Origin of the sequence: Vogesella sp. LIG4 (assembly GCF_900090205.1) — a bacterium.
In the GTDB taxonomy this organism is placed as follows: Bacteria; Pseudomonadota; Gammaproteobacteria; order Burkholderiales; family Chromobacteriaceae; genus Vogesella.
Map to the genome: position 1 here is coordinate 3,515,732 of NZ_LT607802.1, position 22,753 is coordinate 3,538,484.

The 22,753-nt window shown below is 62.9% G+C and carries 19 protein-coding genes; 15 read left to right on the forward strand and 4 right to left on the reverse strand.

What is annotated here, in order from left to right; genetic code table 11:
• Positions 1 to 5: 5 nt before the first annotated feature.
• Positions 6 to 143: a hypothetical protein gene (locus PSELUDRAFT_RS19515; RefSeq protein ID WP_157725162.1), complete on the reverse strand. Its 138-nt coding sequence runs from the start codon at positions 141 to 143 to the stop codon at positions 6 to 8.
• A gap of 291 nt (positions 144 to 434) precedes the next feature.
• Between PSELUDRAFT_RS19515 and PSELUDRAFT_RS16310 the strand changes: the two genes are divergently transcribed.
• The 10 genes from PSELUDRAFT_RS16310 (at position 435) to PSELUDRAFT_RS16355 (ending at position 9,060) form a co-directional block, all read left to right on the forward strand.
• Positions 435 to 1,094: a hypothetical protein gene (locus PSELUDRAFT_RS16310; protein WP_088967833.1), complete on the forward strand. Its 660-nt coding sequence runs from the start codon at positions 435 to 437 to the stop codon at positions 1,092 to 1,094.
• Positions 1,095 to 1,113: 19 nt separating this feature from the next.
• Complete coding sequence (locus tag PSELUDRAFT_RS16315) at positions 1,114 to 1,608, forward strand: Lrp/AsnC family transcriptional regulator (protein ID WP_088967834.1); 495 nt, start codon at positions 1,114 to 1,116, stop codon at positions 1,606 to 1,608.
• Between the two features lie 105 nt (positions 1,609 to 1,713).
• Positions 1,714 to 2,787, forward strand: coding sequence for a homoserine dehydrogenase (locus tag PSELUDRAFT_RS16320; protein ID WP_088967835.1), 1,074 nt, complete (start codon positions 1,714 to 1,716; stop codon positions 2,785 to 2,787).
• A complete protein-coding gene (locus PSELUDRAFT_RS16325) occupies positions 2,778 to 4,199 on the forward strand; it encodes an aldehyde dehydrogenase family protein (protein WP_197693892.1) in 1,422 nt (473 codons plus the stop codon). The genes PSELUDRAFT_RS16320 and PSELUDRAFT_RS16325 overlap by 10 nt, the downstream gene beginning before the upstream one ends.
• 88 nt (positions 4,200 to 4,287) lie before the next feature.
• Positions 4,288 to 5,082, forward strand: a complete 795-nt coding sequence (locus PSELUDRAFT_RS16330; protein WP_088967836.1) for an ABC transporter ATP-binding protein — start codon at positions 4,288 to 4,290, stop codon at positions 5,080 to 5,082.
• Positions 5,083 to 5,107: 25 nt separating this feature from the next.
• Positions 5,108 to 5,887, forward strand: a complete 780-nt coding sequence (locus PSELUDRAFT_RS16335) for a transporter substrate-binding domain-containing protein (protein WP_088967837.1) — start codon at positions 5,108 to 5,110, stop codon at positions 5,885 to 5,887.
• Positions 5,888 to 5,938: 51 nt separating this feature from the next.
• Complete coding sequence (locus PSELUDRAFT_RS16340; protein WP_088967838.1) at positions 5,939 to 6,616, forward strand: ABC transporter permease; 678 nt, start codon at positions 5,939 to 5,941, stop codon at positions 6,614 to 6,616.
• A gap of 10 nt (positions 6,617 to 6,626) precedes the next feature.
• A complete protein-coding gene (locus PSELUDRAFT_RS16345; RefSeq protein ID WP_088967839.1) occupies positions 6,627 to 7,310 on the forward strand; it encodes an ABC transporter permease in 684 nt (227 codons plus the stop codon).
• Between the two features lie 40 nt (positions 7,311 to 7,350).
• Positions 7,351 to 8,520 carry a PLP-dependent aspartate aminotransferase family protein gene (locus PSELUDRAFT_RS16350; protein WP_088967840.1) on the forward strand — a complete coding sequence of 390 codons (1,170 nt, stop codon included), beginning with the start codon at positions 7,351 to 7,353 and terminating at the stop codon, positions 8,518 to 8,520.
• A gap of 102 nt (positions 8,521 to 8,622) precedes the next feature.
• Complete coding sequence (locus PSELUDRAFT_RS16355) at positions 8,623 to 9,060, forward strand: Lrp/AsnC family transcriptional regulator (RefSeq protein WP_088967841.1); 438 nt, start codon at positions 8,623 to 8,625, stop codon at positions 9,058 to 9,060.
• Positions 9,061 to 9,206: 146 nt separating this feature from the next.
• On the opposite strand, the gene PSELUDRAFT_RS16360 is transcribed toward PSELUDRAFT_RS16355, so the two are convergent.
• The gene (locus PSELUDRAFT_RS16360) at positions 9,207 to 11,243 is read right to left on the reverse strand and encodes a Cache 3/Cache 2 fusion domain-containing protein (RefSeq protein ID WP_088967842.1); all 2,037 of its coding nucleotides are present in this window, start codon (positions 11,241 to 11,243) and stop codon (positions 9,207 to 9,209) included.
• Positions 11,244 to 11,597: 354 nt separating this feature from the next.
• Here PSELUDRAFT_RS16360 and mnmC point away from each other — a divergent pair, with 354 nt between their 5' ends.
• The 3 genes from mnmC (at position 11,598) to PSELUDRAFT_RS16375 (ending at position 18,571) form a co-directional block, all read left to right on the forward strand.
• Positions 11,598 to 13,592, forward strand: coding sequence for a bifunctional tRNA (5-methylaminomethyl-2-thiouridine)(34)-methyltransferase MnmD/FAD-dependent 5-carboxymethylaminomethyl-2-thiouridine(34) oxidoreductase MnmC (mnmC, locus tag PSELUDRAFT_RS16365; RefSeq protein ID WP_088967843.1), 1,995 nt, complete (start codon positions 11,598 to 11,600; stop codon positions 13,590 to 13,592).
• Positions 13,593 to 13,768: 176 nt separating this feature from the next.
• A complete protein-coding gene (gene clpB / locus PSELUDRAFT_RS16370; protein ID WP_088967844.1) occupies positions 13,769 to 16,342 on the forward strand; it encodes an ATP-dependent chaperone ClpB in 2,574 nt (857 codons plus the stop codon).
• A gap of 246 nt (positions 16,343 to 16,588) precedes the next feature.
• Positions 16,589 to 18,571 (forward strand): site-specific recombinase, encoded by a 1,983-nt coding sequence (locus PSELUDRAFT_RS16375; protein WP_088967845.1) that lies wholly within the window; start codon positions 16,589 to 16,591, stop codon positions 18,569 to 18,571.
• Between the two features lie 87 nt (positions 18,572 to 18,658).
• On the opposite strand, the gene PSELUDRAFT_RS16380 is transcribed toward PSELUDRAFT_RS16375, so the two are convergent.
• Complete coding sequence (locus PSELUDRAFT_RS16380; protein ID WP_088967846.1) at positions 18,659 to 18,883, reverse strand: hypothetical protein; 225 nt, start codon at positions 18,881 to 18,883, stop codon at positions 18,659 to 18,661.
• Positions 18,884 to 19,234: 351 nt separating this feature from the next.
• On the reverse strand, positions 19,235 to 19,609 hold the full coding sequence (locus tag PSELUDRAFT_RS19520; RefSeq protein WP_157725163.1) for a hypothetical protein: 375 nt from the start codon (positions 19,607 to 19,609) through the stop codon (positions 19,235 to 19,237).
• A gap of 163 nt (positions 19,610 to 19,772) precedes the next feature.
• Here PSELUDRAFT_RS19520 and cyoA point away from each other — a divergent pair, with 163 nt between their 5' ends.
• Positions 19,773 to 20,705 (forward strand): ubiquinol oxidase subunit II, encoded by a 933-nt coding sequence (gene cyoA / locus PSELUDRAFT_RS16385; protein WP_088967847.1) that lies wholly within the window; start codon positions 19,773 to 19,775, stop codon positions 20,703 to 20,705.
• Between the two features lie 7 nt (positions 20,706 to 20,712).
• On the forward strand, positions 20,713 to 22,752 hold the full coding sequence (gene cyoB, locus PSELUDRAFT_RS16390) for a cytochrome o ubiquinol oxidase subunit I (RefSeq protein WP_088967848.1): 2,040 nt from the start codon (positions 20,713 to 20,715) through the stop codon (positions 22,750 to 22,752).
• The last annotated feature ends 1 nt before the right edge of the window (position 22,753 follow it).

Genomic DNA, 22,753 nt, shown 5'->3' on the forward strand with positions numbered 1-22,753 from the left:
GCCGCTCAGATGCGGAACAGGTTTACCTCGTCGCGCAGCGCATTGGCGAGGCAGCTCATCTGCTGTGCGGTTTCGGTGGAAAGGTTGGCCGCATCATGACTGACGCTGGCCAGGCTGGCCACCTGCGCCACGTTCTGCACCACTGCCGATGCTCAGCCGCACTCCACCCCCGCGACCTGCGACCCTACCTTCACCCCGACACAGAAAACAGCCACCCCCAGGGAGTCGCCTGACCAGGAAGCACGGCAACATGCACAAGCAAGCGCGATCCTCACCACATGCAAGCGTCAACTTCTCCGCAATACAGCACGCGCAAGGCAAAAAACGCGGCTTTACGGATCAAAACCGCAGGTTTTAGAACTTTTTCTGCGAACAGCCTCTGCATAATAAGTTCATGCCTCCGGGGCCATCCCGCAGCAAGACATGAGGTGCACATGCAAAAAACTCCCCCACTCCTGCTGTCAGCGACACACCAGCGCCTGGTAGAGCTAAACAATGCCGATACCGCACTACCGATGCAGGCCGGCCCCAAGTGGGCCTGCCTGCTGCTACCCGATACCGGCAAGACATTGCCCACAGCCCAGCTTCACGCTGCGCAAGCACTACTGACTCTCCTCAAGCCGCTCAACATCACACTCGGCCAACCGAGCCTGCAGAAAGATGGGCAACTTGCTTGTACCGCGCAAGACGAGAATGGCCGGAGCCGCGCCTATGCCCTACTGCAGGCCGACGGCATGCTTGAGATCGTAGCCGCACTACCCACCGGCTCCTGGCCACCCGAAGAGCGGGTCTGGTGGCCAGGGAGCTATGAGCAAGCCTTGCTCACACAATTGCAAACGGTTTACCTGCCGCTGGCCCGCGCACTCTACCAAACAGGCGCGAGCTATCTGTGCATGGGTTTAATAGGGATCGGCGGTACCGCCCTGATAGCCAACGAACGTCCCCACCCGCTGCCAAGCGGCATCGACCTGCTGCAACTGCCGCCGGTTCGTCTCGACATGCCCGCCAGGCAAATCGAGCAAAAGCTGATCCAGGCCTTCGATCAAGTACGTGCCAGTGCCTGCGTGGCCAGCCCGCACGCTTTCTATCTATGAACCATGAAATGACCTCGCCATGACCACTTCAATCGATTCCTTCGACCAGAAAATACTCACGCTGATGCAGCGCGATTGCTCGGTCAAGGCCGAAACCATCGCCGAACTGGTCGGACTCTCCACCTCGGCAGTACAGAAACGGCTAAAACGCCTGCGCAGCGAAAAAATAATCGTTGCAGAAGTGGCAATCGTCGACCGTGCCGCGGTAGGCAAACCAATGACATTCGTCGCTGCCATGGAAATCGAGCGTGACAACTACGAAACCGTCGCGCGCTTTCGCGAATGGGCGCGCCAGGTGGACGAAATCCAGCAGATCTACTACGTCACCGGCGCCGCTGACCTGATCGCCATCGTCACAGCCAAGGACGTCGAGGCCTATGACCGGCTTACAGCGCGGGTAATGGAGCACAACCCGATGATCCGCCGCATCACCACCAACGTGGTGCTGAACACCCTGAAGACCAACCTGTTCGTGCCGATCGAAAGCGACGAACAAAATGCAGCCGGAAGCTAACAGATAGCAATGTTTTAGCTACAAACAACGCCGTTTTTTCTATTTTTACCGGCAATTTGCCGCAGCAGAATGAAGCCTCAACTCCAAACATGAAAGGGTGTAGCGATGGCTTTTCGATTGGCACTGATAGGCTTCGGCGGCGTTAACCAAGGCCTGGTAGAACTGTTGAAGGCAAAGCAGGACATGCTGCAGAAGGCTGGCCTGCCGGTGAGCATCACCGCGGTAGCCGATCTGCGTCTCGGCCTGATCAGCAACCCGCAAGGAATAGGGCTGGACGCACTACTGGACTGCGCAGCCAACGGCTTCTCCACCGATGCCCTGCAACATGAGCCCGGCACCACCGTGCAGCACGAGATCGACCTGCAGCACACACTGGCGCTGATCTCGGCCGACTACGTGGACGTGGTGGTCGAGGCCACCTTCACCGACCCCAATAGCGGCGAACCGGCACTTTCGCATTGCCGTGCCGCACTGACCCACGGCAAGCACGTCATCACCACCAATAAGGGGCCGATTGCACTGGCGCAACGTTCGCTCGCCCAGCTGGCAACCGAACACGGCGTGCAACTCAAATACGAAGGCGCAGTGATGAGTGGCACCCCCGTGCTGCGTCAGATTTCCACCACCTTGCGCGGCTGCGACATCACCGGCTTTGCCGGCATCCTCAATGGCACGTCCAACTATGTACTGGAGCGTCTGGCGCAAGGTCACGAATTTGATGCGGCCGTCAAAGAAGCACAGGCACTCGGTTATGCCGAAGCCAACCCTGCGGCCGACCTGGAAGGCGCTGACGTACAACTCAAAGTGGTAATCCTGGCCAATACACTCTGGGATGCCGGGCTCACCCGTGCCGACGTGCCCTGCCGCGGCATCAGCGGGCTGACAGGTTCCGATATCCGCGCGGCCCGGACCGCCGGTGACAACTGGAAGCTTGTGGGCTCGGCCAGTCGCCATGCCGACGGCACGGTCAGCGCCAGCGTAGAACCGCGCCAATTGCCGGCCGGCCACTCACTGCATTCGGTTGCCGGCGTCAGCAATGCCATCAGTTTCGAGACCGACGTGCTCGGCAACATCACCATCAGCGGCCCGGGTGCCGGCCGGGTGGAAACGGCTTTTGCCATCCTGTCCGACCTGATCGAACTGGCCGAGCAAGCACAGCAGCAGGAGGCATGCGCATGAATGCCCCCCTCATGCTCAAGCCGCATCTGCATGAAGTCCGCTCCCCGTTCGATGGCCGCCTGGTGGGCACCGTATCACTCACGCAAGCGGAAGCGCTGCCGCTAATCGTACAGCATGCTCAGCACGGCGCCACCCTGGCTGCAGCCCTGCCGCGGTACAAGCGTGCCGAACTGCTGCAGCAAGCGGCAGCACTGGTGGAACAACAAGCAGACGAATTTGCGAGCACCATTGCCAGCGAAGCCGGCAAGGCAATCCGCCAGGCACGCAAGGAAGTGGCGCGCTGCATCAACACGCTGCGCTTGTCCGCCGAAGAAGCCAAGCGCCACGCAGGCGAGACCATTCCATTCGACGCCTACCCGGGCGCAGCCGACCGCACCGGCTATTACACCCACGAGCCGCTCGGGATAATCCTGGCGATCACGCCTTTCAACGACCCGCTCAATCTGGTGGCCCACAAGCTTGGCCCGGCGTTGGCGGCGGGGAATGCGGTCATCCTCAAGCCTTCCCTGCTCGCCCCGCTGTCCGCCCAACGTCTGGTCGAATGTCTGTGGCAGGCAGGCGTGCCGCGTGAAGCGCTACAGATCGTGCACGGCGGCACCGAAGTGGCCGAGCCGCTAGTACGCGAACGCGCCATCCGCATGGTCAGCTTCACCGGCGGCCCGCTCAGCGGCGAAGCAATCACCCGTGCTGCCGGGCTCAAGAAGATCGCCATGGACCTGGGCGGCAATGCACCGGTTCTGGTGATGGCCGACTGCGACCTGAAGGAAGCGGCCGAAGCCTGCGTGTCCGGCGCATTCTGGGCCGCAGGGCAAAACTGCATCGGCACCCAGCGCATTCTGATCGCACGCCCGGTATACGCAGCATTCACACGCTACCTGGTCGAATTGACTGAAGCCATGAAGGTGGGGGATCCGCTGGAAGACAGCACCGATATGGGTCCGATGATCAACACCGACCAGGCGCACCGCATCGAAGGCTGGGTAGAGGAGGCGATCTCTCAAGGATCAACACTGCTCACAGGACATCGTCGCGACGGCGCGCTGTACGCCCCCACCGTACTTGCCGACGTACCCACCCATGCCAAGGTCTGGCGTGACGAGGTATTCGCTCCCGTGGTCTGCGTGGCGCCGTTCGACGAACTCGGTCAGGCGATCACCGCCGCCAACGACAGTGAAAGCAGCCTGCAGGCCGGCATCTTCACCAGTCACATGGAGACCGCGCTGAGTGTTGCGGACCGCCTGCAGGCTGGCGGCGTGATGATCAACGATTCGTCCGACTTCCGCTTCGATGGCATGCCGTTCGGCGGCTTCAAATACGGCTCACTCGGGCGCGAAGGGGTGCGCTTCTCCATCGCAGAGATGTCGCAACCCAAAGTGGTGTGCTTCAAGCGCAAACCGCTGGCTACACCATGAGCGCCAGCCGGCGTTAAGCCACAAACACGCTGACGCCGGCTCGCCCACAACAAGAAAACGTCAATAAAGAGAGAAAGAGAGGATACAGATGTCAACCTTCTCCCCCACCAACACCGAGTCATGCCCGGTGCTGACTATCGAGGATATCTACAAGTCGTTTGGCGGCGTGGAAATCCTCAAGGGCATCTCACTCAGTGCCAACAAGCATGACGTAGTGTCCATCCTCGGCAGCAGTGGCTCGGGCAAAAGTACCTTGCTGCGCTGCATCAACCTGCTGGAAACACCGGATGCAGGCCGGCTCACGCTGCATGGCGAGCAACTGGAACTGAAACCGGCCCGCAATGGCACGCTGACACCGGCCGACCCGAGCCAGATCACCCGCATCCGCCGCAAGCTTGCCATGGTGTTCCAGCAGTTCAATCTGTGGGCGCACATGACGGTGCTGCAGAACGTGATGTTCGTGCCGGTACGTGTACTCGGCATGAACAGGAAAGATGCCGAACTCAAGGCACTTGCCATGCTGGAAAAGGTCGGCCTGGCCGAGAAGCGCCACCACTACCCGAACCAGTTATCCGGCGGCCAACAGCAGCGCGTGGCAATCGCCCGCGCGCTGGCAACCGACCCGGAAGTACTGCTGTTCGACGAGCCTACCAGTGCGCTCGACCCGGAGCTGGTAGGCGAGGTGCTCAAGGTGATGCGCTCGCTGGCCGAGGACGGCCGCACCATGCTGGTGGTAACCCATGAAATGGGCTTTGCGCGCGAAGTGGCCAGCCGCGTGGTGTTCGTTCACCAGGGCAAGATCGAGGAAGACGGCAAGCCAAACGAAGTGTTCACCCACCAGCAGTCCCCCCGGTTCCAGAAGTTCCTGTCCAGCATCCTGTGACCCCACCAAGCCAAAGGAAAACACCATGAAAAAGCTCATGTTCTCCCTCTCTGTTGCCGCTGCCCTGATTGCTTCCACCGCCCATGCCCAGCCAGTGGTACGCATTGGCACACTGGCTGACTACGCACCGTTCGAATACAAGGATGCGACTGGCAAGTTGCAAGGGATGGAAATCGAAATCGGCCAGAAAATGTGCGCATCGCTGAAAGTCACCTGCCAGTGGGTGACCATGGATTTCGACGCATTGATCCCGGCGCTCAAGGCACACCAGATCGATGCCGTACTGGCACAAATGTCGAAGACACCGGAACGTGAGAAATCAGTCGATTTCACCCGCATCTTCACCACCGCGCCAGTACAGCTGGTTGCCAGGAAAGGCAGCAACATCAATCAGATGCCGGCCACACTGCGCGGCAAGACCATCGGCGTGCAGACGGCCTCCACGCATGAAAGCTACCTGCGCACCCGCTTGCCCAGCAGCAGCTCGGGCATCAACGTCAAGGTCTACCAGACGCTGGACGAAGCCTGGCTGGATCTGGAATCCGGCCGAGTCGACGCGGTGTTTGCCGACAGCACCGTGGCGTATGACTGGCTGAGCAAGACTGGCCAGAAGGAAGGCTTCGACTTTGCCGGCCGCCCGATCAACGATGCTGAAATTTTCGGCGCAGGCACCGCCATCGCCGTCCGCAAGGGCGACAGCAAGCTGCGCGGACAGTTTGACCTGGCCATCGACCAGGTGCACGGCAACGGCACCTTCAGCACCGTCAACAAGCGCTACTTCCCGTTCAGCATCCTGCCCAAGTAACCGTATCCAAGGGCGGCGCCCTGCCCGCCGCCCGTCTGGGAGAAACCCCATATGGCTGCATTATTCGACTACAGCACGCAGTTGCTGGAAGGCGCCTGGGTGACGCTGGAACTGGCATTCACCTCGCTGTTCTTCGGCTTGCTGCTCGGGCTCGCCACTGCCTCGGCCAAGCTGGCCAATATCGTCTGGCTGCGCAAGGCTGCATTCCTGGCCAGCGATTTCCTGCGCGGCATCCCTGAATTTCTCATCCTGCTGATCTGCTATTTCGGGCTGTCCAGACTGGTCAACACCTACTTTGCCGACACCTTCACACTCAGTCCGTTCGCCGGCGGTGTGGTGGCACTGGCCCTGGTATTTGGCGCGTATTCATCCGAAGTGTTTCGCGGGGCCTTCCTGGCTGTACCCAAGGGCCAGCTGGAAGCGGCTCGCGCTTATGGTCTGTCGCGCTGGCAGACACTGTGGTACGTGCGCTTGCCGCAGGCCTGGCGCATCTGCCTGCCCAGCCTCAACAACATGTGGCAGAACCTGCTGAAGGACACCTCACTGGTGTCTATCGTCGGGCTGGAAGACATGCTGCGCAAAGCCAATATCGCTGCCCAGTTTACCAAGCAGCCCTTCCTGTTCTACGCAGTGGTCGGACTGATCTACCTGGCACTGCTGGCCGCCTCCAACCCCGCCTTCGCCTGGCTGGAACGGCAGGCCAACCGTGGCTACGGCAAGCCGGCCTGAAAGGACCATCATGGATGAATTGCTCTCTCTTCTGCATCAAAGCGGTTCGGAATTGCTGGCCGGCTTGTGGACCTCACTCGAACTACTGGTGTGCTCCTGCCTGCTTGGCTTCCTGCTGGCCGTGCCACTGGCGGTGGCCCGCTCCTCTCCCAGCAGCTGGATGGCCACGCCCAGCCGGATGTTCATGAACCTGTTCCGCGGCACCCCGCTGCTGGTGCAAATCTTCGTGCTGTACTACGGCCTGGCCCAGTTTGCCTGGCTGCGGGACTCGCCACTGTGGTTGCTGATAGGCGGCTCATTCTCCTGTGCGCTGCTGGCGCTCACGCTTAACCTGGCCGCCTATATGGCCGAGGATATCCGTGGCGGCATCAACGGCGTACCTGCTGGCGAAAAAGAAGCCGCAGCCAGCTTCGGCATGAGTCGCTTCATGATTACCTGGTTCATCGTGGTGCCGCGCGCCATTGGCATCGTGGCGCCCACGCTTGGCAACGAAGTGATCCTGCAGCTCAAATCCACCGCACTCGCCAGCACCATCACCGTGCTGGATCTCACCGGCGTTGCGCGCAGGTTATCCATCCAGGCCTACACCACCGACGCGCTGCTGCTGGCCGGCCTGATCTACGTCGGCGTCACCGCCCTGCTGTCCAGCCTGCTCAAGCTCGGCGAGAACAGGCTTAACCGGCACCTGCGCTAATCGAACAGCCATGCACCGCCAAGCACAAAGCGAGAACACTATGGAATACCAAATGGAAACCCTGGCCATCCACGCCGATGGCACCGTCTGCGCCGAGAAAACCGTGGCTCCAGCCATTCACTACTCGGCGGTATTCAAGGCCGATGACAGCGCCGAATTCATCGAGATGTCCAGCGTGCCGCAACACCCGCGTAACTACACACGCTACGGCAATCCGGTACACGAGCGGGTGAAGAAACTTGTGGCCGACCTGGAAGGCACCGAGACCGCGCTGGTCACCGCCTCCGGCATGGGCGCAATCGCCACCACCATCCTGGCGCTGGTAAAAGCCGGCGACCACGTGATCGGCCAGACGCGCCACTATATGAGCACCGCCAAGATGCTGGACGACATGCTGCAGCGCTTCGGCGTCGAAGTGACGCTGGTGGACCAGACCGATGCAGCCGCGTTCGAGCGGGCGATCCGCCCCAATACCAAGTTGATCGTGCTGGAAACACCGGTCAACCCCCTGCTGATGCTGACTGATATCGAGGCTGTCACCCGCGTGGCCAGAGCGCGCGGCATCCTCACCATGGCGGACAACACCTTTGCCTCCCCGATAAACCTGCGCCCGCACACACTCGGCGTCGACATCGTGGTTCATAGCGCCACCAAGTACCTGGGCGGTCATCATGATATGACCGGAGGCGTCATCTGCTGCAGCAAGGCACTGGCCGAGGACATCTGGCACACCCATATCACACTCGGTTCGGTGCTATCGCCGATGGATGCCTGGCTGCTACTGCGCGGCATGCGCACCCTGCCGATGCGCATCGAGCGGATCAACGCCAACGCGCTGGAACTGGCAGCTTTCCTTGAGCAGCAGCCACAGATCGAGCGGGTGTATTACCCTGGGCTTGCGAGCCATCCGCAGCACGCACTGGCGTGTCGGCAGATGAAAGGCTTCGGCGGCGTCGTGGCCTTCGGCGTCAAAGGTGGCTATGCCGAAGCGGAGCGGCTGGTATCTGCACTCAAGGTGCCACACAACGCCGGCAACCTCGGCGGGGTGGATTCGCTGGTCATCCATACTGCGGCAATGTGGGCCGGCACCATGAGTGCGGCACAGATGGCGGCAGCCGACATCCCGGTCAACTTCATCCGCTACTCGGTCGGCATCGAGCATATCGACGATCTCAAAGCCGATCTGCTGCAAGCACTTGCCACGCTGTAAACCGTCAGGGCGGCGCTGCCGCCCTGTTCGTCAAATGTGGTCCCACCACGCCATTGGTTCCAAACTGCGGCGTGGCCGCCCTATTTCCATCCGCGGGGAAGTATGAAACTGGATACCCTCGACCACAAAATCCTCGACGCGCTGGGCGCAGATGCCCGCCTCCCGCTCGCCACACTGGCCAGCCAACTGGGCTTGTCACGCCAATCGGTACGCCAGCGCATAGATAGGCTGGAGGGCCATAAGGTCATTGCCGGCTATACCATTCGTCGCGCCACGCCGGAGGCCGCCGAGCAGGTGCGGTCGGTACTGCTGGTTTATCGCAAAGATCGCATGCGGGGCGCCGACGTCACCAGCGCCATTGCCAAAATTCCGGAGGTGACCAGTTGCGTGGTGCTAAGTGGAGAGATTGACCTGATGGTGCAGCTTAATGCTGACTCCCATGCACGGGTAAATCAGATCTGGAGCGAGATCAGCGCGCTTGCCGGCGTGCAGAACATTACTACCTGCTTCGTGCTGGCGATGCTGGTAGACAGGCAATGATTTGGATATGAGGCATTCAAGCAGATAGCAACTGGTCGGATTCGCTACCACCAAATGATGTACATACGCTGCATATAAAAATGGCCGACTCATTTATTGAGCCGGCCATTTCTTAATAGCGAGCAGAAAAACCGGCCCGTTGCCGCTCAGGTGCGGAACAGGTTTACCTCGTCGCGCAGCGCATTGGCGAGGCCGCTCATCTGCTGCGCGGTTTCGGCGGAACGGTTGGCCGCATCGTTGCTGATACTGGCCAGGCTGGCCACCTGCGCTACCTGCGCCACGATCTGCTCCACGCTGGCGCGCTGATCCACCAGCCGCTGGTGAATCTGCGTCACCACCGCCATGGTTTCGCGCGAGGCATCCAGGATGCTGTCGATGGCCAGTCGCGCCTCGCCGGTGATGGCGGCGCCGTTGGCAGCCAGCGTCACCGACTGGCGCATGGCATCCACCGCCGAGCCGGTGGCCGTCTGCATGGAGCCGATCATGCCGGTGATTTCGCCGGTAGCGGCACTGGTGCGCTCGGCCAGCTTGCGCACCTCGTCGGCCACCACGGCGAAGCCGCGCCCGAACTCGCCGGCGCGCGCCGCTTCGATGGCGGCATTCAGCGCCAGCAGGTTGGTCTGCTCGGCAATGTCATGAATCACATTGATGATGGTGGAAATCTGCCGCGCGCTGTCTTCCAGGCTGCGCAGGCTGCCCGCCGCGGCATCCAGCGTGCCGGAGATGCGGTTTACCTCTTCCACCGCCGCCACTAGGCTGCGGCTGCCCTGGGTTGCCGCCTCGCCGGAAGCGTTGGCCGCACGGCTGGCTTCACCAGCCACCTGCTCGATGTGCAGCACGCTGCCTTCCAGCTGCTGACCATAGCCATGCATCAGCGTGGCGCTTTCGCGCTGCTCGCCGGAGGAATGCGCCGCCGCCGCAGCCTTGTCGGCCAGCTCGCGTGCGGCCAACTCCAGGTCGGTGGCGTGCCCGCTGGTGCGGTTCAGCGCATCGCGGAAGTTTTCCAGCAGGCTGTTGATGGCATCCGCCACCTCGCCCACCTCGTCGCGGCGCGCCACTTCGATGCGCCGGGTCAGGTCATGGCTGTCACGCACCTCGCCCACCGCGCGCACAAGGGTACGCACCGGGCGCCCCACCAGGCGACCGGTAAGCAGCCACAGCGCCAGCGACATCAGCACCAGCAACAGCACGCAGCCGCCGATCAGCCCCTGCAGCAGCAGGCGGTTGTCGCGCTGCAGCTCGCTGGACAGCTCGTCGCTGACGATCAGCCAGCCCCAGGCATCCAGCCGCTGCCAGCTCAGCATGTGCTCCACCGGCTTGCCGTTGTCGCCAGGCAGGCGCACCGTCATGCTGCCTTCCTTGCTGTCCAGAATGCTCTTCAGGTACGGCTGGCCGCCGGCATCCAGGTCCTTTTCGATGCTGCGCCCGGACAGCTTGTCGTGCAGCACGAAGCGGCCGTAATCGCGGCCTCCCTTGTTCACATCCACGATCCGGATGTGGCCGGAATCGCCGATGCGCACCTTGGTCAGGCGTGCCAGCAGGCCGCCCACCCCTTCGCTGGCCCCCACCGCCACCGAGGTGGCGCCGATCACCTTGCCCTGATCGTCCTTGATCGGGCTGAAGCTGACCACGTATTCCTTGTCGTACAGCACCATCTTGCCCTGGTATGGCATGCCCTCCAGCAGGCGCTGGTAGGCGGCGCTGTCGCGCTCCAGCTTGGTGCCGACCGCGCGCTTGCCGTCGCCGGTAAGCATCGAGGTGGAAACCCGAATGAAGTCGTCGCCCTGGCGCACCAGCACGGCGGAGCCGTTGCCGCTGCGCACCATGAATTCGCTGGCCAGGTCGTGATTGTTATTGATCACCAGGCTGCCGGATTTCAGCATCGGCAGCGCGCCGGCACCTTCCACCTCGGCCGTCTGCCCCGGCGTCAGCTGGATGGGGGCGGGAAAGCCGGCCACGAACATGTGCTCGAACTGCGCGGCGGAAATCTTCAACGCATCGTCAAAGCCGCCGATCATATTGATGGACTGGCTGATCAGCTGCTGCTGCACCGCCTGGGTACGCGCCATCAACAGCTTTTGCGAGAAGTAATAGGCCGGCAGCATGAAAGCGGCTACCAGTAGAACCATCAACACGACCTGGGCCAATACCAGTCGCGTGCCGATACGCATCGCGTGCTTCATTTCTGTCTCCACGTTTTGGGCGGTGGCGTCACGGCGTGCATGCGCCACATCTGTAATAGACCTCTGATTCTATAGGGTCTATTGAAGCCGACATGCAAAATATCGGCCAGCCCGCCAGCCCTCGGCATGAGCTGTCGATTGTAGACAAGCGAATATCTATACAATTCATGCGCTTGCCGGCTTTCCCGCACATTCGATAGCTGTGCCTTGCACACCACACCCCTGCCGCCGCGCCGCCACAGGCCACTGCCGCGCCCTGATCTGGAGCAAGTTCCAAACGCCGGCCATACCTCGCCAGCGCGGGCAAGGGCATACTATGCATCTTTGTGCAGCATTACCGACCCGAACACGACCATGCCTTCCCCCACACAGCCCGCCCGCCTCGACTGGAGCAGCGGCCAACCCGTGTCCAGCGATTACAACGACATTTACTTCTCCCGCGACAGCGGCCTGGACGAAACCCACCACGTTTTCATTCACCACAACCAGCTGCCACAGCGCTTTGCCGCATTGGCAGATGGCGCCTTGTTCAGCATCGGCGAAACCGGCTTTGGAACCGGCCTCAACTTCCTGGTGGCATGGCAGAGCTTTCTGCAGCACGCCCCGGCCGGCGCCCGGCTCGCCTTCGTCAGCACCGAAAAGCACCCGTTGCTGCCGGATGACCTGCAACGCGCACTGGCCATGTGGCCGCAGCTGGCGCCGCAGGCGCAGCAACTGCTGCAGCAATACGCCGAGCTGCCTCCCGGCTGGCACCGCTTCGTGCTGCAGGATGGCCGCATCAGCCTGACGCTGCTGGTAGGCGATGCGCTGGACACCCTGCCGCAGCTGGATGCCAGCATCGATGCCTGGTTTCTGGACGGCTTCGCGCCCAAGCTCAACCCGGACATGTGGCAGCCGGCGCTGTTCGCACAGCTGGCGCGCCTGTCGGCACCGGGGGCGACGCTGGCCACCTTCACCTGCGCCGGCATCGTGCGCCGCGGGCTGGCGGAAGCAGGTTTCAGTGTAGAAAAGGTGGCCGGACATGGCAGCAAACGTACGATGACCCGCGGCCAACTGCCGCAGCCTCCGGCGCAGGGCTGGCAGGCGCCTTGGTATGCGCGGCCACAACCGGCAGCAGGCGAGCGCAGCGCGCTGGTAATCGGTGCCGGCATTGCCGGTGCCAGCGTGGCACACAGCTTGGCCGTGCGCGGCTGGCAGGTTACCGTGCTGGAGCGCCAGCCGGCGCCGGCCAGCGAAGCCTCCGGCAACCCGCAGGGCGTGCTGTACACCAAGCTGTCGCCGCACTTCACCCCGCTTACCCGCCTGCTGCTGTCCGGCTACAGCCACAGCCTGCGCATGCTGGCGCAGCACCTGCCGCCGGGCGAAGACAGCTGGCAGCAGTGCGGCGTGCTGCAACTGGCCTACGATGCCGACGAAACCAAACGCCAGCAGGGGCTGGCGGGCGCCGGCCTGCCCGATGGCGTGCTGCGGGCGGTGGATGCCGGGCAAGCCTCCACCATTGCCGGCATCGCGCTGCAGCAGTCCGCGCTGTTCTTTGCGCAAGGCGGCTGGCTGCACCCGCCGGCACTGGTGCGGCAGCTGCTGAGCCACCGCAATATCCGGCTGGTAACCGGCGTCAGCATTAGCGAACTGAGCCGCGAACCGGGCAGCGGGCAATGGCTGGCCACCGCAGCGGACGGCAGCAGCTACCGCGCCCAGGTGGCGGTCCTGGCTACCGCCAACGATGCGCGCCAGTTCACCGCCGCCAGCCACCTGCCGCTGAAGCCGATACGTGGCCAGGTTTCCACCCTGCCGGCCACCGCTGCCAGCCGTGCCCTGCGCAGCGTGATCTGCGGGGAAGGCTATATTTCCCCGGCGCGCCACGACAGCCACTGCCTGGGCGCCACCTTCAAGTTCGAGCAGCCGGCCGGTGCCACCACGCCGGGCGAGCACGAGGAGAACCTGGCGATGCTGGCCGGCATGGCGCCGGCGCTGTACCAGGCGCTGGGCGGCGACAGCCTGGGCGCGGCAGATTGCGGCGGCCGCGCCGCGCTGCGCTGCACCAGCCCGGACTACCTGCCGCTGGCCGGCCCGCTGGTGGACAGCGCCGCCTTTGCCGCGCAGTACGCCATGCTGGCGCGCGATGCCACCTTGCAACCGGACACCCCCGCGCCCAACCTGCCCGGTCTGTATGTCACCACCGGCCACGGCTCGCGCGGCATGGTAACCGCCCCGCTGTGCGGCGAGGTGCTGGCCAGCCTGCTGGAAAACGAACCACTGCCGCTGCCCAAGCCACTGATGGACGCTCTGCACCCCAGCCGCTTCCTGCTGCGCGGCTTGATCCGCAACAAAAAGCCCCAGCCCGGCTGACAAGGTTGGCCGCATGCGGCCAACCTTTCTCCACCAGCCCGCGCCCAGCGCGGGCTGTTTTTTTGTCTACCATCAAACCACGCAGCATTCGCGACCACCGCACATGGCAGGAGCTTGAAATCCGGCAACCCCCTCCCAAACTTGCAGGTATTCAAGCTTTAGACGAGGAGCACAGCATGCGATTCGACAAACTGACCACCAAGTTCCAGCAAGCGCTGGGTGAAGCCCAGAGCCTGGCACTGGGCGAAGACAATGCCTATATCGAGCCGCAGCACACGCTGCTGGCCATGCTGGACGACGCCGACAGCGGCGTGGGCAGCCTGCTGGCCCGTGCCGGCGTCAACACCGGCGCGCTGAAGACCAGCCTGCGCGACGCCATTGCCCGCCTGCCCAAGGTGTCCGGCACCGGCGGCGAGATTACCGTGTCGCGCGAGCTTGGCAGCCTGCTCAACCTCACCGACAAGGCAGCGATGAAGCGCGGCGACCAGTTCATTGCCAGCGAGCTGTTCCTGCTGGTGCTGGCCGACGACAAGGGCGAAACCGGCCGCCTGCTCAAGCAGCACGGCGGCAGCAGCGCCGCCATCCACGCCGCGGTGGACGCGGTGCGTGGCGGCGACAATGTGGACAACGCCGATGCCGAAAACCAGCGCGAGGCGCTGAAGAAATTCACCCTGGACCTGACCGAGCGCGCCCGCGAAGGCAAGCTGGACCCGGTAATCGGCCGCGACGACGAAATCCGCCGCGCCATCCAGGTGCTGCAGCGCCGCACCAAGAACAACCCGGTGCTGATCGGCGAGCCGGGCGTGGGCAAGACCGCCATCGTGGAGGGGCTCGCGCAGCGCATCGTCAACGGCGAAGTGCCGGAAAGCCTGAAGCACAAGAAGCTGCTGGTGCTGGACATGGCCGGGTTGATTGCCGGCGCCAAGTTCCGTGGCGAGTTCGAGGAACGGCTGAAGGCGGTGCTGAACGACATCGCCAAGGATGAAGGCAACATCATCCTGTTCATCGACGAAATCCACACCATGGTCGGCGCTGGCAAGGCCGATGGCGCCATGGACGCCGGCAATATGCTCAAGCCGGCGCTGGCGCGCGGCGAACTGCACTGCCTGGGCGCCACCACGCTGGACGAGTACCGCAAGTACATCGAGAAGGATGCCGCGCTGGAGCGCCGCTTCCAGAAGGTGCTGGTGGACGAGCCGACGGTGGAAGACACCATCGCCATCCTGCGCGGCCTGCAGGAGAAGTACGAGATTCACCACGGCGTGGACATCACCGACCCGGCCATCGTGGCCGCCGCCGAGCTGAGCCACCGCTACATCACTGACCGCTTCCTGCCGGACAAGGCCATCGACCTGATCGACGAGGCCGCCAGCCGCATCAAGATGGAGCTGGATTCCAAGCCGGAGGAAATGGACAAGCTCGACCGCCGCCTGATCCAGCTCAAGATCGAGCGCGAAGCGGTGAGACGCGAGACCGACGAAGCCTCGAAAAAGCGCCTGCAGTTGATCGAGGAGGAAATCGAGACGCTGTCGCGCGACTACGCCGACCTGGAGGAAATCTGGAAGGCCGAAAAAGCCAGCCAGCAGGGCAGCCAGTCGATCAAGGAAGAGATCGAGCGCGTGAAGCTGGAAATGGAAGAGCTGAAGCGCCAGGGCAACTGGCAGCGCCTGGCCGAGCTGCAGTACGGCAAGCTGCCGCAGCTGGAAGGCCGGCTGAAGGATGCCGAAGCCGCCGGCAGCAGCGACAAGCCCAACCGCCTGCTGCGCACCCAGGTGGGCGCCGAGGAAATTGCCGAGGTGATCGCGCGCATGACCGGCATTCCGGTATCCAAGATGCTCACCGGCGAGCGCGAAAAACTGCTGCACATGGAACAAGAGCTGCATCAGCGCGTGGTGGGCCAGAACGAGGCGGTAACCGTGGTGGCCGATGCCATCCGCCGCTCGCGTTCCGGCCTGGCCGACCCCAACCGCCCGTACGGCTCCTTCCTGTTCCTCGGCCCCACCGGCGTGGGCAAGACCGAGCTGTGCAAGGCGCTGGCCGGCTTCCTGTTCGACAGCGAGGAGCACCTGATCCGCATCGACATGTCCGAGTACATGGAGAAGCACTCGGTGGCGCGGCTGATCGGCGCTCCGCCCGGCTACGTGGGCTACGAGGAAGGCGGCATGCTCACCGAGCAGGTACGCCGCAAGCCGTACAGCGTGATCCTGCTGGATGAAGTGGAAAAGGCGCACCCGGACGTGTTCAACGTGCTGCTGCAGGTGCTGGACGACGGCCGCCTGACCGACGGCCAGGGCCGCACCGTGGACTTCAAGAACACGGTGATCGTGATGACGTCCAATATGGGCAGCCAGCACATCCAGAGCATGGCCAGCGATGACTACCAGGTGGTGAAACTGGCGGTACTGGCCGAGGTGAAAACGCACTTCCGCCCCGAGTTCATCAACCGCATCGACGAGATGGTGGTGTTCCACAGCCTGGGCGAGACACAGATCAAGTCCATCGCCCGCATCCAGCTGAAACGGCTGGAGTCGCGCCTGGCCAAGCTGGACATCAGCCTGCAGGTGAGCGACGAGGCGCTGAGCCTGATCGCCGATGCCGGCTTCGACCCGGTATATGGCGCGCGGCCGCTGAAGCGCGCCATCCAGAGCGAGATCGAGAACCCGCTGGCCAAGGCGATACTGGCCGGCAAATACCCGCCGAAGTCCACCATCATGGTGGAGGCGCGGGCCGGCCAGCTGCAGTTCGACTAAGCCTGTCCGCTTGCCAAGCATGCGGCCAACCTGCCAAGGTTGGCCGCATTTTCCAGCCGGCAGCCATGCCGGGTGCAAGAAATTATTGAACTCCGGCCTGCATACGCTTGTCTGTAACGAAGCCTGTTCAGGCTATTCGCCTGGCGCCCTGCCCCCTGCGCAGCCGCGCCACTTGCCTTGTCACCCCCGTCCGCCCAGCCCAAGGCGCCATGATGCGGACGAACCACCCCTCATTCTGGATACCGCATGGATCAACTGCTCGACAGGCTGACCACACGTCAGCCGGATGAATCCCCCGTTGCCGCGCTCACCGCGCTGCTGGCCCAGCTGCGCCCGGACGATGCCGGCGATTTCGTGCAGGCCACCAGCAACCTGCGCGCGCTCACCTATCTGCTCGGCCGCAACGCCGAGCACCGCGCCGGCCTGCGCCGCGCGCTGATCGACCTGATGGCGCAGTCGCGCCAGGTTCAGCTGTACACCGACACCGGCCTGCTCTCCAACGAAACCTTCGCCCAGGTGATCAAGCGCCGCATCGGCGAACGCCTGCTGCCGCCGGCGCGCTCCAGCAGCCACCTGGCCGACCAGTTCGGGCTGATCTTCAGCGGCAAGAAAGACTATCGCTGGGTAGCCTCGGTGGAAACCGCCGTGTGGCAGCAGCTGTGGCAGGCGCTGGCCTGGCAGGAGGAAACCGCCGCTGCGGCCAACCCTACCCGGCTGCAGCTGCTGGAGGCGGTGCAGGTGCTGACGGCGCGCATCTCCGCCATCGGCCTGGAGCCGGAGCTGGTGCGCGTCTACCCGGACATCGAACGCTTCGAGTCGCCGTTCCTGCACCTGTCGGCGGAGGCGCTGCAGTTCGTGGAATCGGCACGCGCCGCCATGACCGACCCGGCACTGCAGGCCGAGGACGACCGGCAGATGCTGGTGCTGCTGGAGCAGTGCGAGCAGCTGATCTCCCGCCTGCGCAAGGTAGCCGGCGAGAGTGGCGTGTCGATCAGCCTCACCTACCACCTGCTGCGGCTGGAGCAGCACATCGAGCGGCTGCGCAGCGTGCTGCGCCTGCTGGACCCTGGCCTCGGCCCGGCCACCGACGGCACGCTGTTCACGCTGCTGGCCGAGCTGGTGCGTGCCGAGAACCGCAAGTACAGCGTGCGCGACGTGTTCACCGGCACCACCGAGCTGCTGGCGCGCCAGGTCACCGAGCATGCCGGCCGCCACGGCGAGCATTACATTGCCGAGAACCGTAGCGAATGGAAGGACATGGCGCGGGCGGCAATGGGCGCCGGCCTGATCGTCGGCTTCATGGCGCTGTTCAAGCTGCTGCTGGCCAAGCTGCATCTGCCACTGATCTGGGAAGCGCTGGCCTTTGGCCTCAACTACGCACTGGGCTTCATGCTGATCCACGTGCTGCACTTCACCGTGGCCACCAAGCAGCCGGCCATGACCGCGGCGCGCATTGCCGCGGTGATCCACCAGGGCAACGGCAAGCCGCATATGCGCGAGCTGGCCGAACTGGTGGCCAAGGTGGCGCGCACCCAGCTGGTGGCCATTCTCGGCAACGTGCTGGTGGCGATACCGGTGGCGTGGCTGATTGCGGTGGGCTGGAAGGCCGTTACCGGCGCGCCGGTGATCGACGTGGCCAAGGCCGGTCACCTGCTGGCCGACCAGAACCCGGTGGGCAGCCTGGCACTGCTGCACGCCGCCATTGCCGGGGTGTATCTATTCCTGGCCGGACTCATCGCCGGCTACTACGACAACAAGGCCATCTACCGGCAGATACCGCAAAGGTTGGCCGCATTGCCGTGGCTGAACCGCCTGCTGGGCGAAAAGCGCACCCGGCGGCTGGCGCACTACGTGGAACACAATCTGGGCGGCCTGGCCGGCAATTTCTACTTCGGCATGCTGCTGGGCATCACCGGCACGGTGGGCTTTCTGCTGGGGCTGCCGCTGGACATCCGCCACATCACCTTCTCCTCGGCCTACCTGTCGTACGCGGCGGTGAGCTACGACTACCAGATGCCGCTGCAGCTGATACTGCCAGCGGTGGGCGGCGTGGTGCTGATCGGCATGACCAACCTGCTGGTGAGCTTCAACCTGGCGCTCTGGGTGGCACTGCGCTCGCGCAAGCTGCGGGGCCACGATGCCCTGCCGCTGCTGCCGGCGGTGCTGAAGCTGGCCATCAGCAAGCCGCGCGACTTCCTGATTCCACCGCCGCAGCGCCACGACCCCTGAACGCTGCCTGCCCGGCCCAACGGGCAGGCAGCGCCGGACACAAAAAAGCCCCGCCTTGGCGGGGCTTGTTGCATGCGGAATTGACGTTCAAGCCTGCGGGTCGCTGCCGTCGCCGGCATCGGCAACATCAGCGGCATCAGCTGCCGGCTCTTCCTTCTTCTCCAGCATTTCTTCCAGCGCGCCAACACCTTTGAAACCGGCGATAGCCGCTGCGCCCTTGGCGAGCAGCCCTGCATCCGGATCCACTTTTTCCAGCGCTTCTACAGCGGCAACAGCGCCTGCGATTTCACCAACGGTATCGAGAATGCCCATACAGACCTCCTACTAAAGTGAATGAAATGGACGCTCATTATCATCCGGCCTGCACCGCGCCCCACAAGGCAGACCGCCAGGCAAATGTTTGTTAAGAAAGCGCCGATCAAATCAGCCATCGCACCTTGAAACCCGGGGCAGATAGATACCGTTCGCCCGGCTTGCGCCAACGGATTCGGAGCAGATGGCAACCGCTCCAGCTACGTTGCATGAGACAGACCCCGGGGTGCGTTCAAACACTTCGCCTCATCGATATTGTAGTTGCCGGCTGCCAATTTTTTGCGCCACAGCAAAATATGCCATGTGTTTTTTGGGAAACACATGATGCAGATCATGGAAAACATGTGTTTTTCATGAATGTTTTTTGCAACCGTTTGTAACACGGCAACAAAATGCACAAGGGATATGTTGATTTATATCAATTGCTTGCTGCAAAGCAGCAAAATCCGGCGGCCTGCGCAAGCTCCACAAACGACTTTTTTGTATCAAAATATTAGCCAACAACCTTGAGCCCACCCGCAAAATCGCGTCCAATCGCGCCCGTCCACTACAAGCCAAGGATGGAATGACCACCCATTCCATTCGCTTTTCAGCTTCAAAGCGAAGTACTGACTCGTTTCGCCAGCCCTCACCCGGCATGGCAGCCGCCAGGCACAGGTACCCCTGCTGCACAAGGCTGCTGCCCTGGCCCCAGTCACCAGTCGGGCAGTGAATGCTCACTGTCATGCCATCAGGTTTGGACAGCCGCCGGGCCAGCCCGCTGCGGCGGTGTTCCGCGTACGCCAGACCTGCACGTTCCGGCCCAGATCCGCCTTTCACCGCCCGCCGCATCCGGCCCTTCGCGCTGCTTGCCGCTAACCCAGAATTTCATAACCACCAAGGTCGCAGGATGATAAAACGTACTGTTGCACACATTTCGAGAGGGCTCGTCGGGCTTGGCTTTGCCGCCTTGCTCGCCGGCTGCAAGGAGGGGATTTTCGAGCCCAAGGGCCAGGTCGCTGCCGATGAAAAATCCCTGATCATCACCGCCACGCTGCTGATGCTGCTGGTCGTGGTGCCGGTCATCCTGATGACCCTGGGCTTTGCCTGGAAGTATCGCGCCAGCAACCAGAACGCCACCTACACCCCGAAATGGTCGCACTCCGGCAAGATCGAAGCCGTGGTGTGGATCATCCCCATCATCATCGTGTCCTTCCTGGCCGTGATCACCTGGAACAGCACCCACAAGCTGGACCCGTACCGCCCGCTGGATTCGGCCGTGAAGCCGATCAACGTGCAAGTGGTGGCGCTGGACTGGAAATGGCTGTTCATCTACCCGGATCTGAACATCGCCTCCGTGAACCAGCTGGCGTTCCCGGTGGGCACCCCGGTGAACTTCAAGATCACCTCCGATGCGGCGATGAACTCCTTCTTCGTACCGCAGCTGGGTGGCCAGATCTACGCCATGGCCGGCATGCAGACCAAGCTGCACCTGATCGCCAACGAAGCCGGCAGCTATGACGGCATGTCCGCCAACTACAGCGGCGCAGGTTTCTCCGGCATGAAGTTCAAGGCCCTGGCCATGAACAGCCCGGCCGAGTTCGACAACTGGGTGAAACAGGCCCGCGCCGCCAAGCCGCTGGATGCGGCCAGCTACGCCAACCTGCTCAAGCGCAGCGAGAACAACCCGGTGCAGTACTTCTCTTCCGTCACCCCGGGCCTGTTCCACGGCGTGCTGAACAAGTACATGGCCGGTCACCAGACCGCCATGGAATCCGGCCTCAGCGCCAGCCAGCTTGCTGCGCTGAGCAAGAGCCTGTGTGCCCCCGTAGTCAAGGAGTAATCAAGCAATGTTCGGAAAACTGACTCTGGAAGCGATACCCTTCCACGAGCCCATCATCATGGGGGCGCTCTCGGGCGCCGGCCTGCTTGGCCTGGCCATCATTGCCGCCATCACCAAGTTCGGCAAATGGGGCTACCTGTGGAAAGAGTGGCTGACTTCGGTCGACCACAAGAAAATCGGCGTGATGTACATCGTTGTAGCGCTGGTCATGCTGCTGCGCGGCTTTGCCGACGCACTGATGATGCGTACCCAGCTGGCCATGGCCACCGGCGGCGCGCACGGCATCTTCCCGCCTGAGCACTACGACCAGATCTTTACCGCCCACGGCGTGATCATGATCATCTTCATGGCCATGCCGTTCATGACCGGCCTGATGAACATCGTGGTACCGCTGCAGATCGGCGCCCGCGACGTGGCCTTCCCGTTCCTGAACTCGCTGAGCTTCTGGCTGCTGGTAGCCGCTGCGGCGCTGGTTAACCTGTCGCTGGGCGTGGGCGAATTCGCCAAGACCGGCTGGGTAGCCTACCCGCCGCTGTCCGAGCTGGCCTACAGCCCGGGCGTGGGGGTGGATTACTACATCTGGGCACTGCAGATATCAGGTATCGGTACCACGCTGACAGCCATCAACTTCCTGGTGACCATCCTCAAGATGCGCGCACCGGGCATGAAGCTGATGCAAATGCCGATCTTCACCTGGACCTGCACCTGGGCCAACGTGCTGATCGTAAGCTCGTTCCCGATCCTGACCGGCGCGCTGGCGATGCTGACTCTGGACCGCTACCTGGACTTCCACTTCTTCACCAGTGAAGCCGGCGGCAACCCGATGATGTACCTGAACCTGTTCTGGGCATGGGGCCATCCGGAAGTCTACATCCTGGTTCTGCCGGCCTTCGGCGTGTTCTCCGAAGTGATCTCCACCTTCTCCGGCAAGCGCCTGTTCGGCCATACCTCGATGATCGTCGCCTCCGGCGTGATCACCGTACTGGGCTTCATGGTGTGGCTGCACCACTTCTTCACCATGGGTTCCGGCGCTGATGTAAACGCCTTCTTCGGTATCGCCACCATGGTGATTTCGGTACCCACCGGCGTGAAGCTGTTCAACTGGCTGTTTACCATCTACCGCGGCCGCCTGCGCTTCACCGCGCCGGTACTGTGGACCCTGGGCTTCATGGTGACCTTCTCCATCGGCGGCATGACCGGCGTGCTGATGGCAGTACCGGGCGCCGACTTCATGCTGCACAACAGCCTGTTCCTGATCGCCCACTTCCATAACACCATCATCGGTGGTGCGGTGTTCGGCTACCTGGCCGGCTTCGCCTTCTGGTTCCCGAAAGCCTTCGGCTTCAAGCTGGACGAGCGCCTGGGCAAGGCATCGTTCTGGTTCTGGCAGACCGGCTTCTACTTCGCCTTCGTGCCGCTGTACGTGCTGGGCTTCATGGGCATGACCCGTCGCCTGAACCACACCGACAACCCGCTGTGGACCCCGTGGCTGTACGTGGCCGTTATCGGCGCACTGCTGATCGCTGTCGGCATCGGCTGCCAGCTGCTGCAGCTGTTCGTGAGCCTGCGCAACCGCAAGGCACTGGCCGATGTGACCGGCGACCCGTGGAATGGCCACACCCTGGAGTGGTCCACCTCCTCGCCGCCGCCGTTCTACAACTTCGCTACCCTGCCGCAGGTGCATGACATCGATGCATTCACCGACATGAAGGAAAAAGGCGTGGCCTACGACATTCCCAAGCAGTACGCGCCGATCCACATGCCGAAGAACACCGCGGCCGGCGTCTACATCGGCGGCTTCACCCTGGTATGCGGCTTTGCGCTGATCTGGCACATCTGGTGGCTGTCCATCGTTGGCCTGGTAGGCATCATTGCCAGCATGCTGGCCCGCGCCTACGACAACGACAAGGACTACTACGTGCAGCCGGAAGAAGTGGAAGCCATCGAGCGCGAGCGCTTCGAGAAGATGGGCATCGACTTCGACCGTTACGAGGAGCGCGACAACAGCGCCCGTCCGCACAAGGCCAAAACTCTGGAGCAGGTGTAAT